11 protein-coding genes and 1 tRNA gene are annotated in these 13,066 nt (G+C 57.7%); 5 read left to right on the top strand and 7 right to left on the bottom strand.

Features of this window, described 5'->3' with window-relative positions:
* Positions 1-104: 104 nt before the first annotated feature.
* Together IVB41_RS08265 and IVB41_RS08270 are read right to left on the bottom strand one after the other, a co-directional pair.
* Positions 105-626: a hypothetical protein gene (locus IVB41_RS08265; protein WP_247429298.1), complete on the bottom strand. Its 522-nt coding sequence runs from the start codon at positions 624-626 to the stop codon at positions 105-107.
* 89 nt (positions 627-715) lie between these two features.
* Entirely contained in the window at positions 716-955 is a 240-nt protein-coding gene (locus IVB41_RS08270; RefSeq protein WP_247429301.1) for a hypothetical protein, read from the bottom strand.
* 689 nt (positions 956-1,644) lie between these two features.
* On the opposite strand from IVB41_RS08270, the gene IVB41_RS08275 reads away from it, so the two are divergent.
* Positions 1,645-2,061, top strand: a complete 417-nt coding sequence (locus IVB41_RS08275; RefSeq protein WP_247429304.1) for a hypothetical protein — start codon at positions 1,645-1,647, stop codon at positions 2,059-2,061.
* Between the two features lie 347 nt (positions 2,062-2,408).
* Here the strand turns inward: IVB41_RS08275 and IVB41_RS08280 are convergent, their stop codons facing one another.
* Positions 2,409-3,512, bottom strand: coding sequence for a protein kinase domain-containing protein (locus tag IVB41_RS08280; RefSeq protein WP_247429307.1), 1,104 nt, complete (start codon positions 3,510-3,512; stop codon positions 2,409-2,411).
* Positions 3,513-3,703: 191 nt separating this feature from the next.
* Positions 3,704-4,027 carry a hypothetical protein gene (locus IVB41_RS08285; RefSeq protein ID WP_247429310.1) on the bottom strand — a complete coding sequence of 108 codons (324 nt, stop codon included), beginning with the start codon at positions 4,025-4,027 and terminating at the stop codon, positions 3,704-3,706.
* Between the two features lie 568 nt (positions 4,028-4,595).
* Here IVB41_RS08285 and IVB41_RS08290 point away from each other — a divergent pair.
* The 3 genes from IVB41_RS08290 (at position 4,596) to IVB41_RS08300 (ending at position 8,777) form a co-directional block, all read left to right on the top strand.
* Positions 4,596-5,186: a DEAD/DEAH box helicase gene (locus IVB41_RS08290; RefSeq protein WP_247429313.1), complete on the top strand. Its 591-nt coding sequence runs from the start codon at positions 4,596-4,598 to the stop codon at positions 5,184-5,186.
* A gap of 1,772 nt (positions 5,187-6,958) precedes the next feature.
* Positions 6,959-7,411, top strand: coding sequence for a hypothetical protein (locus tag IVB41_RS08295; RefSeq protein WP_247429316.1), 453 nt, complete (start codon positions 6,959-6,961; stop codon positions 7,409-7,411).
* A gap of 238 nt (positions 7,412-7,649) precedes the next feature.
* A complete protein-coding gene (locus tag IVB41_RS08300; protein WP_247429319.1) occupies positions 7,650-8,777 on the top strand; it encodes a GGDEF domain-containing protein in 1,128 nt (375 codons plus the stop codon).
* 398 nt (positions 8,778-9,175) lie between these two features.
* On the opposite strand, the gene IVB41_RS08305 is transcribed toward IVB41_RS08300, so the two are convergent.
* Together IVB41_RS08305 and IVB41_RS08310 are read right to left on the bottom strand one after the other, a co-directional pair.
* Entirely contained in the window at positions 9,176-10,750 is a 1,575-nt protein-coding gene (locus tag IVB41_RS08305; RefSeq protein WP_247429322.1) for a DUF6538 domain-containing protein, read from the bottom strand.
* 86 nt (positions 10,751-10,836) lie between these two features.
* Positions 10,837-10,923, bottom strand: a tRNA-Leu gene (locus IVB41_RS08310).
* A gap of 161 nt (positions 10,924-11,084) precedes the next feature.
* Here IVB41_RS08310 and IVB41_RS08315 point away from each other — a divergent pair.
* Entirely contained in the window at positions 11,085-12,050 is a 966-nt protein-coding gene (locus tag IVB41_RS08315) for a complex I NDUFA9 subunit family protein (RefSeq protein WP_247429326.1), read from the top strand.
* A gap of 67 nt (positions 12,051-12,117) precedes the next feature.
* Here the strand turns inward: IVB41_RS08315 and IVB41_RS08320 are convergent, their stop codons facing one another.
* Positions 12,118-12,924, bottom strand: a complete 807-nt coding sequence (locus IVB41_RS08320; RefSeq protein WP_027566187.1) for an undecaprenyl-diphosphate phosphatase — start codon at positions 12,922-12,924, stop codon at positions 12,118-12,120.
* Positions 12,925-13,066: the final 142 nt, after the last annotated feature.

Here is a 13,066-nt window from a genome sequence, read left to right on the forward strand (position 1 = left end):
TCTACCAACTAAGGCGCGCGCAGCAGCTCGCCGCCAACAGTGCAGGTATCGTTTCTACGAACGCATTAAGTTAGGAAAGCCGTCGCTTCCATCTGCGCAGCGGTTTAACGGCGACGAAGCTTAGTGGAGTTAAGACGCGCGGCACGACGACGCTCGGGCTTCTTAGGCGGGGACAGATAGGCTTGTGCGAGGGCACCCAAGGGGCTGACGTCTGCGACCTCCTCAATCAACGCACGCGAGACCGCGCATGTGGCGTAAAACCTCGTTCGACAGATGGCTTCGGCGCGCTGATGCAGATCGTCAAACGATTGAATAAAGTCAATTGTCGGCACGATTTCGGAGAAGGGAACCGTGTCGAAGTGCGGGACTACGGGGGGAATCGAGAGCGCAAGGAGCTCTTGCCCGCGACCTGCCTCACAGGCGTCAGCGATCCCGTCCGGGCGTAGCATATCGCCAAAAGGATGCATCTGGCTGATGGCGGCATAGACCGAGGCAGGATTCTGAAAGTCGACGTCGACAAGAGAGCCGGCCGATTGGGTGAAGTGATTATCACTCTGGCCTAGCGTGGTTTGGGTGGCCGCAGCCAATTGGTTTGCCAGATCCTGTGGGGTCGTGGAATTTTGCATATGCTGTTCCGCTGTGAATGATTTCGGCCTAGCGAACCGACGGTCGGCGCCGACCTTGACGAGACAGCGCCAACGCCAGTCCCAATTTACTAGGTCTTTGCGAACGGGTTCGGATTCGGGCGACCCGCCGCGATGTTCGGCGCGCCGGAGCTAATCCAGCGCTTACCGAAAGGATCGTAGTTCGCATCGGAGGCCCGCTCCGGGGTCACGACGAGAGCATCGACATCACTTGGAACGAAAGCGATTTCGACGGTCTCGCCGATAACGCCGGCGACGGTCCAGTCGCGGACATTGGCGGGCGGCGGTGGCAGTTGGTAGTCTTTCGTCATACGGGAACTCCCAGATTTTGGACGAACTCACCGGCCGGCCGGGTCGCGGCCGTTGTGAGTTCAGTGGGTAAGCGCTGAAAGCGCGAAGCGCCACGTCCCGCGTCAAGCTTGCTGTGCTTAAAGCACTCGCAGACGCGAATCCGGGAAGAGCGCTAGTAATCATTTTTGGTTCTTCAGTGCAAGAGCTGATCGATGGCCCCTGGCTGCATCTCAAAGTTCCAGCTGCGACAAACCTATGCACCATGGCTGGGGCCACGGGGAACTTCTACATGGGGGGTGGTGCCGATCGGCAAGTCGAAAGCTGTTACTTATACAGACCGCTGTGTTTCTTTATATCGCCCATCGCCCATCCTGCCTGCCCTGCACCTGCCTGCACCTGGCTTCCCCTTCCCCTTCCCACTGCAACGGATGAAAAGACACGGAACGGAAAAATTCCGCCGCTCACTTCGAGCTCGGCGAATTTGAGTAAACGGTAGGACAAAAGTCCGAAAAGCACCCAAAAGTCTGAAGCACCAACTCACAAGCTGTACTCCTCTAAGGCTGCTCATAGCCGCGGCGCGCAGAGGCGCGGCTATTCGTGTGTTCTATATCTTTCAACATTGCTCGGCGACGCGCAGACTTCATCGTCAATTTCGCTGGTGGGTCGCCGAATCTCTCCCGTGCCAATGATGCGCACGAAAGAGAGAGAGATGACATTGAAAACACCGGACACCACCGCGCCGCCCGTCGGCCAACCCACCCACGCCCCCGGGCAATCCTTCGTACAACTTGCGCGCACGCCTCTCGTCCCCGAGCGCATTTTAAAACGGTATGGCGCATATTGCGGGATCGATACCCGGTTCCGTAGCGCCGCTAGGCTCCTGCAGTGCCTATGGTTGAAGCGCAAGGGCATCCAGATTGCTTCATCAGATGAGAGCCCGGCGCGAGGTGCCGATCGTACGTTCGGATCAATCCTCACCCCCTCGGAAGCTGCTGCGGGCAAGAACTTTCTGAGCCCTGCCATTCATCAGCTCGCCCTGCGCGAGTTCCTTCTTCGTGAAGAGGACGCGGCCATAAGCGGGAGAATTGCCCTCGTCATAAGCGGTGCTTCCTGCTGGCCGCTTTGACCGCCTCCCTTGTCTGCACTCAAGCTCGCGTGGGCGGTACAAACACAACTACCGGATCGAGCGTAGAGATCGAGCGACGTCAACTCGTTCGATCTTGCCGCACTATTGAGGCGTACGACAGCGAGCGCGGCTACAAGGAATAAGACGTAGACAGCATCCGTCGATACGGGTCGGTCGAGATCGAGGCGACGGACACCTCGCCCGGCGAGAGCATTACGCTTGAAATGGATGATGATCGAGAACTAACCGAATTCGTTAGGAGTCGACGGTCTTGATGCGACCGCTTCCCTTTGCCGAGAAGCAGTACATTCCGGTTTGTGTAAAGGCGCTGGATCGCTTAAGACTGATCAGGATTGAACAGAACTGAAGAATTGACGCAGTTGCCTCAGGCGCTCGTCCATGTGAGGCCATTCATCGTCGCCTGCGGAGAGGCCCTCCAACCATTCAATTTGCATCTTGAGTCCATCGAAGGTGTAGCCATCAGCGCGATTGAGGGCATCCCATAGCCTGCTCTCAAATTGGGCGAGCGACGGACGTCTCTCGGGCTCCTGCGATAGTGCGGCGAGAATTAACTCGCCTAGTTCAACATGAAAGACGCGATCGGCTGCTGGAAGCGTCTTTTCGGGCTTGGACGCCCACTCTCGCCATATCGTTTCTCTGTTCCATTTTTGGCCGATCCCTGGGCGATGGGGCCAGACATCGGTAGTCGTAACTCCAATGGGATGGACGCCGTCCGAAAGGCATTCAAACGCAATCACGCCGAGTGCAAAGACATCAAAGTGGGCGGGCGCTTCTGGATCAAGCGGCATCGAACAGTATTGCTCAGGTGCCATGTACGGCCGGCTGCCGCTGTTCTTTCCAAAATCCTTGAATGCATCAGCAAGTCCGAAATCGCCCACGAACACGTGGAAATGTATGCCCTTGCTGTCTTTTGGCACGCCCTGCTTCGACATATCATCAAAGAAAATGTTGCCGGGTTTTAGATCCTGATGAGCGGAAATACCTCGTTCCTGCGCCGCTCGCAGGGCTCGGACGACTTGAATCAGTGTCGCCAACTTATCTTCGAAAGACCACAACAGAGGATTCGCGACTAGGTCTTCTAGAGAGCCGTTCCTATATCGAGACAAAATAAACGGCCATCCGTGTATGATCTGGACGTCAAAGAAACGATTGACCCAAGGCACCATGAAGATTCGATGAGTCTTTTCAAGTTCGTGTAGCGCCTGCTCAATTCCGGCGCGTGCCATCTCTGGATTGCCAAAGCGCTTTATACGTGGACATTTGGCGGCAATCCTTGTCCGCGCTGAATCATCCAATTCAATTGAGTAAATCTCGCCGTACGCGCCCTCTCGCGGTCCGGCCACCCGCCCACCGCGCGGCATCGCAAGATGCATCCTGACGATCTGCTCCCGCCGATTTTCGTCGAACTCGTAGAGCGGTTGTATACCCATAAGCATCCTGCCGAAGGGAATGACGTTGCGGAGAGATTATAGTAGAAGCTCTGACGGAAGAGAGAACAAGTTACAAGGTTGCTAAAGCCCGGGCTAGCGAGCAGGGCATAGTGCCCTAGGGAAGGATGGGACCGTACTGCTTGCGGCGTCGGGCCCGCCGTCGCCAGCCTCTCGCTCCGGCGCGCATTCCCTCAATTAACGAGATCCCGAGAAGACGCCTGATTTGGTATCTCGGACAGACCGAGCGCTTTGAGCTGTTCGGAAAACGCTCGGTCTAACTCTGCATCGGTCATTCGAGCGAATGCTCCAGACTGGTCAATCTCATGTCTGTGAACCAGAAGTCCCGCAATCTTCGCGGCCAACTTCAACCCGTTTATCGCAGCATCCAGATCGGGCTTGAAGGCTCCTGCCGCGATGCCATTCCGGCCTAGCACCGGGAGCCCGCGGATAGACAAATCAATTACATGCTTCAGTCGGAGAATGATCCACTCTTCAGTAAGAGCAGTTCGCTCCATTGCGATTTCTCTTGCCTTTGCCTCGCTGTTAGCGCGCTCGCTTACGATCTCTCGAACGCGAGCTTCAATGGATGGCTTCCTACAGAGCCTGCTTGCATTCGCCGGCTTGTAGACGTAACCGGCCGCCCGGTGGGCCTCCGCTTGGCAACTCCCTGACGCAAGAGCGTTGGCGACAATTTCGTGCTTCGGCTTTGGCAGTGTTGGCATCGGGCGCCTCGTCGTCCTTATCAACTGTTATCACAAACTTATCCGATCAACAGTCTCTCGATTCGAACCAAAATGTAAAATCTGCGGACTAAATGGCCTCCGTGTTGTTGTTTGCGAACCTAAAGTGGCCATCGGCAGTTGCGCATTTTGCGCGGCTTCGGACGTGCTCAGGCGCGAACACTACAACATCGTCGCGGCCCACTCCCCCGCAGCATTTTTTGTGCCAAGGGCACCAACTTGCTCTGTTCATCCCTTAGTCGTGTAGGCACAAGCATTGGTTGAACTTGACGATAAAGTAAGTATCGTCGCGATCAAGTGATTTGGCTGAAAGCGCCATTCCGCGAGCATTACGTGGGAAGAAATGCTTAAAGAAATTGATCGTATGAGGGAGGCGCTCGCCTCCTATATTGAAGCGACCTATCACCTTTCAAACGCGAGCGTCGTCGATCTCCGCCGCCAATTGCTGACGGAAGATGGAATCGCGCAAGTTCCGTATATCGAAAGCACTCCGACCTACGTGGGAGAGCGAAAGTTTTCCTCGCTCGCTCTTTCGCCGAAGGTTCGTGAACTTCTGACGACGCTCGCATCCAAGGAGGCTGGCCGAGTTCTCTTCAATCCTCCCTATGAGCACCAGGCGCAGGCCCTTGAATTGGCCATGGCGGACGATGCCGGCGGAACCGGAATTGTCGTTACGACAGGCACGGGCTCCGGCAAGACTGAAAGCTTTCTACTGCCGATAATGGCGCGCCTGGCGGACGAAGCACTGCAAAGGCCAAATCATTTCGCAAACCGTGCTGTCAGGGCGCTGCTTCTCTACCCAATGAATGCCCTGGTCGCGGTGACCTTTGACATCCCTCTCCCCACACTTTCACGAACCCCACCGAATACCGATAAAGCAATCCGAGGTCGGCGTCAGCTCATTTCGACGGGCCATCCACTCTCGATTGGCTAGATCCACCGACGGGGCGGCAAGGACGCTGCCGGAGGATGGGGCCTGGAGAGCGTCTGATTCCTCGCGCTTTTGACCCCTTCGAGTGACTCAGAGCGGAAATCGCCTCGGTGAGAATCGGCCGCAGCACACAATCGGAGGCCGACCGGCCAGTCGCCAACGATGCCAGTCCTAAGAAGGACATTTAGGACAAACGGTGAGATTGGCAGTGATGGCGCGTGCGGTCGGCAATCGGAATGAAGGTGACCATTGTTGATCCAGCCCAGCTTAAACAAGACACACCACATGGTAAATTGAGTAGTGTCCTCGTGGTGGGACTCTGAAAGCGCTGAATGCAGCGTCACAGTGCCATCTGAGCACCATAAAAGTGGCGCCTGTGCAACACGGTCCCGCCTGAGGGCCATTCATGGCCCTGGCATGGGACTGTTGGTGCCTGACATGGGACTGTGAAATGAATTATCGGGTCTCCATCTCATGAAATCCTTGCTCGCTGTTATAAGCGTGGCTTGAGTGTCGTCGGGAAACTCTGTCGGTAGCCATTCAGTTGAAATGCGGCCCTTCATGCTGAAACCGCTTCTCTTGCTTATCCTAATGAAGCCATGGGCAACCAGGCACTGAAAGCAGCGCTGGGCCGTACTCCGTCCGACGTTGAGCGCCTTGGCGGCTTCTCTAACGCTGTAGGGGATCTTACCATTGTTAGAGTTCGGGCCCTGTAACGCCGCGCCAGTTCAACGTAGAGGGCTCTGCAGTTGCCGTCGAGCGCCTGCCACGCGGCCGAACCAAGCATATGTTCCGTAAGGCTGACAAAGCGCCCGCGTGCTCGCAGGTCTTTTTGGGTGCGCTGATGGTAATCACGCCGGTTTGTCATTCTGCCGCCTCGGTATACAACTGGATCGGATCATCACACCTCACCGAGGTCGTTTATGGCGGCGTATAAATTCGCGAGGTTTGCTGGCAAGCCATAGCTGCGGCGTTGAACATATCGTCCTGCCGGCGTTAGGACGGCGGCATCGCGATTGGCTGCATATTGGCCGAGAGGGGTCAGATCGAAGGAGGACTGACTTTGTACGAGATTGCGCGGTATCGGATTGCGCGGTATCTTCCGCATTGTTGTGTCTCTGCTTTGCGGTTGAGGATGACATCTAGCCGGCGTGAGTTTCCTCTCACGTCGGCGTCTTCATTTTCGCTTTCCGACAGTGACGGGAACCGACAGTGCTGTCGGTCGTGAGGTCATCGGCGGCGCGGACGTAAATGGATCGAAACGTCATGCCGAGCCCGTGCAGCCGCCATTTTGGCAAAGGGCTCCCTTGGCCCAGCCGATAGGTCGATTTTGATCGGCGCGCTCGGCATAGACCTTGCTGCCGTCTTTCGCCGGACAAACTTCTCGCCCATTACGTCATACTGAGCGGCTTCGCCGATGATTGCCCAACCGGTGATCACTGCAGGCGCACTTGCGTAGGCCATGCGGATCACGGTGGAAGGGCTATGCCCCTTGTCGAGAAGCACCCGACTGCCATCCAACACAGGCTGTCGCGTGGCCCGGCATATCACCTCGTCGGCGTCCTTCAGGCGAGCGTCGAATCGATCAGGATGACGCTTGCCGCGATGATTGAAGGACGGCGAGGCGCATCAAAGCGCGAGTTCAACAGACGAACCACGTACACATCCACAATGATCTTGATGGGGCGGCGCACTATTTACAAACCATCATCCGGGGAAAATTGGACTCCGGCACGAAAGACGCGATCTATTTTGATTGTATGGCATGTGCCACAATGATTGCGTTCGCTTTCGAAGCGCATCTCAACTTTTTCGGTGCGAAGCTGATCGACCCTTGGAACGAACGACAGCGGGTGAACGAGAAAATCAAGCAAGTATTTGGTGCGCTCGAGTTTTCCCCTGATTGGCAGTCGAGACCCTTTAAGGGCGTGCAAGCAATGAAGGAGTTGAGGGACATTTTTGCGCACGGCAAGCCCGCAACGTTTGAAATGGACGAAGTGGTCGAAGCAGAAGCCGGAGAACTAGACGGCAAACGGTATAATCTTGGCCCGGCTTGGGAAACGCTTTGTATGCCGGTACACGTTCTTGATGCCTATGAGGACCTGGTTGCTGTTTGGAAAATCATGCTCGCGCGATCGGGTATGGCAGAGTTCGATGCAATGGATCACGGCGAAGGAGGCGTCACCTACCTTGGCGATGTTGACCAAGCGTCGAACACGGCCGGCTAGTTCGTCGCACTACTTGGTTCCAAGAGAATCGTGGTTTTGCGGATATGTGAATTTTCCTATGGGCCGGTTCAAGCCCTTAAAGTGGTAGGGACTGCTTGCCCCCGTGCCTAAGGCTTGCGCTTGCCGCTCGCCAGCCGTCTCCCACCGCCCGAGTGCGTTAAGCCTCTGCTAACCAATGGCACCGCTCTGAATTTTAACGCCTTTAAGGTTTCCTGACGGAAGATCGGGATAACTTGGTATGGCGCAATCTGCATTCCAGCGGGCAATCGTCGAGCCTTGCACAGAGGTCAAAAAGGGAGTCGAGAAGCGCGCCCGCTTGCGGCGACAGATGTACCTTGCGCAGATGGTCAGCTTCATCCTGGATGCTGCTATCCTATTTCTCTACTGCCTTAGCGGCACCACACCGGCTTTCGCTTCAGCGTGGTACCTCGCTGCAGGCGTTGGGTGGACCGCAATAACGTTGATCCTGTCAGAAATGCACTTTAATGACCGCTTCCAGGATCACTACCTCACGGTGCCGCAAAGTCTCGGAAGCATAGGCATTCAACTAGTCGCGATCTATTTCATTCCTGAGGTCGGATTGTATTTTGTCTCCATCATCTTCGTGGTGCTTGGTTTCGGTGCTTTACGAATGTCCGCACGGCAGACCGGAGTCGTTTGGGCTTATGCTGCAATTGGCCTCACGGCCGTTTTCACGCTGACTAACCAGCCCATTGGCATGCCGATGCACTCGTTTGCAGAACGGCATTTAGCTTTGCTGTGCTTTGTAACCGCTCTTGGAAGGTGCGCGTTCACTGGTCTTTATGGCGCTTCTCTCCGGGAGGCACTTTACAAGCGCGGCAATGAACTCAAGGTTGCGCACGCCAAGATCGAAGAGCTTGCACAGATCGATGAACTCACCGGAGTGCTAAACCGGCGTTACATCATGCGCGCTTTGAATGACGAAATGGCGCGGGCGCAACGTGCAGGTACGCCATGCGCGGTTGCTATTTTGGACATAGATTTTTTCAAACGCATCAATGACGGCTATGGTCATCCAACCGGCGACGAGGTTCTGCGAGGCTCTGCAATCACGCTTGCTGCCAACATGCGTTCCATAGACAAGCTTGGCAGATACGGCGGCGAAGAATTTCTTGTGGTCATGCCGCTTAACTCGAAGGATCAAGCCCTTTCGGCAATGGACCGATTGCGGCAGATTGTTTCAGAATTGGATTGGGACCCGATTTCGGATGACTTGCGAGTGACTTTTTCGGCAGGCATAGCGCAGGTTCGACCCAATGACGCGCCAGAAGACATTTTGGCGCGGGCTGATGCGGCCCTGTACAAGGCGAAGGATGCAGGCCGCAACCGTGTCATGATCAGTTGACGCGGCTAAACCAGTTTAAACTTGTCTAGCGGCGCTTGGTGAACATGCTGGCCCTCTGCGTCGGTGACGAGGACCTTGTAACCTTTGCCCTGCAATTCGGGCCGGGTCTCGGATAATTCCTGAGCCAACCGATTAGCGACTTGGATGGCAACCGATCGGAGAGATTATTCACGCTGTTCCGTCGGCGGTTCAGGAGCTCCTTAGGATTGCCAACGGTTGCAGTCAGCCCGATGCGCTGCAGATGGCGCCCTGTCAGGCGCTCGAGCCGCGCGAGCAAGAACATCAAATGCCAACCGCGGTCATCGCCGGCGAAAGCGTGGAGTTCATCGACAGCACGGAGATCTTCAGATTCGGAGTCGGAAGCCCGCTCCGCCGATGTCGCGCTGAATACCACTCGTCTAGACTGCGACTTTGCCGTGCGCCTCCGTTATTGCGAGTGCTGGAATCTTGCAAAGCTCCCTGAAAAGCGCGTCTACCGGAAACTCACCATACGAATCCGCGACGGACTTCGAGCCATGGCCCGTGATCGCATTCAGAATGTCTTGGGCAAGCCCGTGCTTTCGTCCGAGCGTCTTGATTCGATGACGCCAGGAGTGACTCGGCGATAGCCGCGGATCTTTCAACCCAAGTTGACGCACAAAACGCCCGATCATCTTAGTCCCATTACCACCGCGCTTGCCGAACTTGTCGGGAGAAAGCTCGGCGAAGAGAGGACCGGACTTAACCCCGGCGACGAAGTTGAGAAAGCCACTCTCAAAAAGTGCAGTGTGAACAGGCACAAGTCGCTCCGATCCGACCGTCTTGAGCGAACCAGCTTCCGGAGCGAATTTCATGCACCAGATGTCCTCGACCCTCAGGATATCCTCGCGCCGCAACTGGCAGATCTCGGAAAGCCGCGCTCCAGTGTAGGCACCAATCCACGGTACCCACCTCTTGACCGGATCCTTTTCCGAGAGGGTGGCCCGAAGAATGATCTTTGCCTCTTCATCGGTGAAGCTTCGCTTCCGCTCACCTTGTTTGGCTTTGACATCCAGCGAAACGCCTTCGGCAGCATTGGAGCTAACCAGCTTGTTATGTAGCCCCCATTGCAGGATCGCCCGCACTGGCGACAACTTCGAACCTTGAATGGTCTTCGCCCGCAATCCCGCGGCCACCAATGCTCGCTTCCAATCCACGAGGTTCTCCGCGGTCAGGCGATGGGCATCGGTATGTCCGAGGTATTTTTCTAGTTCCCGAATGACGCGCGACCATTCGTAAATAGTTTTGGCGACTGGCCGTCGCTCGGCCGCCCAGCCATCCAGAAGATCCTGGAATGTAAGGGCTCGGCCTGGCGAGCGAGCGACTGACGCGGCCGGCGATACAGACAAATTCGGGAAGGGAAACGCTGGAACGGTTTCCCCTTTTGCCAACTTGGCTAGCACCAGACTGGCGCGCTGTATGGCAGCCCCAATGGCGCGAGCCATGGTTCGTCGATTCTGCCAATCCTCGGAAAACCCCTGAGCGCTCAGGTAGCCGTCCGCGGCTTCCAGACAGGCCTGCTCCATTCGAGCGATCTTGTACAACTCCGGCTCGGGAGAGAAGAAATCGACCGACTGCGCACGAGCCGCGTCTTTTTCCTCCCTGGTCGTGGGTGGGCCAAAGAGCCGATCCCCCAGTTCGATGTCCCAGCTGGTCTGTTGACTCGGATTGTCGCGGTGCTGCTCCAGCCACCTCTCATACGAGACCAGGGCCAGCTGGTGCGCCTCACGCTCGGTCAGAAGTTTCGGCCCGGCGCGCAAGTTGGCCCACCGAGCTTCGAGCTCGGCGAGCGCCTTTGCATGCCGCACTTTAGCCTCTGCGGGATCGCGGGTCTGAAGGCTGACCTTCTCCTCGCGCTTGCCGACGAGCTTGCGCAGGTCGTCCGGGACGACTTTTCGGAGCTGATAAATTCCGGTTTTCGGATGCTTCCAGGGACGCGACATGGCTAACGGCATTTGTACCACCCGAATGTACCATTTGGGAGGCGTCAAGCCATTGAAATTGCTGTAAAGCCTTGGAGATCAGGCTCTTAGAAGAGCGATGGTGCCCAGGAAAGGACTCGAACCTTCACGGCCGTTAAGCCACTGGCACCTGAAGCCAGCGCGTCTACCAATTCCACCACCTGGGCATGCCGGTTAGGCACGGAGGCGGTTACTACGGTTCGGTGACGCGGTTGTCAATTCATGCTTGAACCCCGCTTCGGGATGCGGATTGCGCATCGCAAACCGGCCCGATACAAGCCTGACGAGACGCACTCTTCCCGCAGGAATGACCCCAGGAATGGATCCCATGGCATCGAATCTGGACACGCTCGTCACGGTTTTCGGCGGATCGGGGTTTTTGGGCCGGAATGTGGTCCGCGCGCTGTGCCGGCGCGACTACCGGGTCCGGGTCGCGGTGCGGCGGCCGGAGCTGGCCGGGTACCTCCAGCCCTCCGGCAAGGTCGGGCAGGTCCACACCGTGCAGGCCAACGTGCGCTATCCGGCCTCGATCGAGGCGGCACTGCGTGATTCGCATGTCGTGATCAATCTGGTCGGCATCCTCGCCGAGGGTGGCGCGCAGAGTTTTGACGCCGTCCAGGCCAGGGGCGCCGAGACCATCGCCAAGGCGGCGGCCGCCGCCGGGGCACAGCTGATCCACGTCTCGGCGATCGGCGCCGACGCGGAATCGCCCTCGCGTTATGCCAGAGCCAAGGCGGCCGGCGAAGCCGCGGTCCTGGCCGCGGTGCCGTCGGCGACGATCTTCCGCCCCTCCGTGATGTTCGGCCCCGAGGACCAGTTCACCAATCGCTTCGCCGCACTGGCGCGGATGTCGCCGGTGCTGCCGCTGATCGGCGCCGACACCAAGATGCAGCCGGTCTATGTCGGCGACGTCGCCACCGCGGTCGCGGATGCCGTCGACGGCAAGGCCAAGGCGGGCGCAACCTACGAGCTCGGCGGCCCGGAAGTGCTGACCATGCGCGAGATCATCGAGGCCATTCTCGAGATTGCCGATCGCAAGCCGATGCTGATGCCGCTGCCGTTTGGCCTCGCCCGCTTCAAGGCCAACTTCCTGCAATTCGCGCCGGGCGCGCTGAAGCTGACGCCGGACCAGGTCACGCTGCTCGCGCGCGACAATGTCGTGTCGGACGCGGCGAAGGCCGCAGGCCTGACGCTGGAAGGCCTCGGCATCACGCCCGACTCGCTTGAGGCGATCGCCCCGCAATATCTCTGGCGCTTCCGCGCCGCCGGGCAATTCCAGCGCAAGAGCGCGTAACCATCCCCGCCGTCATCCGGGCATGACGAACTTCAGCGTCCGGACTGCAGTTGTTTGACGTTCGGGTCTACCGCCCCAGCGCCAGCGCGATCAGGCCCAGCGTGCCGACGATCACGCGCCACCACGCGAACACCACGAAGCCGTGGCGGGTGACGTATTCCAGGAACGTCTTCACCACGATGATCGCGGTGACGAACGACACCACGAAGCCGATGGCGACGATGCCCATGTGGTCCATCGTCATCTCGGAGCGGTTCTTGTAGAAATCGTAGGCGAACGCGCCGATCATGGTGGGAATGGCGAGGAAGAACGAGAACTCCGCCGCCGCGCGCTTGTCAGCCCCCAGGAACATAGCCGCGACGATGCTGGCACCGGAGCGCGACACGCCCGGGATCATCGCGATGCACTGTGCGATGCCGATATAGAGATACATCAGCAGCGGAAACCGGGTGGCGTCGTGCTCGCGCGCCTTGAGATCGAGCTTGTCGACCCAGAGCAGGATGGCGCCGCCGACGATCAGCGAAAAGCACACCACCCACGGATTGAACAGCATGCTCTTGATGTACTTGCCGGCGACGAGACCGACGACGACAGCGGGCAGGAACGCCACCAGCACGCCGATCACGAAGCGGCGTGCATAGGCGTCGCCCGTGAACATGCCGATCGCGACGTCCCACAATTTCTTGAAGTACAACACGACGATCGCGAGGATCGCGCCGAGCTGGATCAGGACCGTAAACGAGTCCCAGAACGCGCCCTCGCCGAGATGGAAGAAGCGCTCCGCGAGCAGCAAATGGCCGGTCGAGGACACGGGAAGGAACTCGGTCACACCCTCGATGATGCCGAGGATCACTGCCCGTATTGCATCTGACATATTTACGGTCCATTTCGGCTGGAAAAGCGGGGCTCTTCTCGCCCATCCGCTCCCTTGCTGCAATCGCAAAATGCGGCGGCGCGCCCTTGCTTCGCGGTTTTGAATGACTAGTGTGGCGCCGCACAAACATTGATGGATTCTT

It is taken from the genome of Bradyrhizobium sp. 44 (assembly GCF_023073095.1).
Taxonomy (GTDB): domain Bacteria; phylum Pseudomonadota; class Alphaproteobacteria; order Rhizobiales; family Xanthobacteraceae; genus Bradyrhizobium.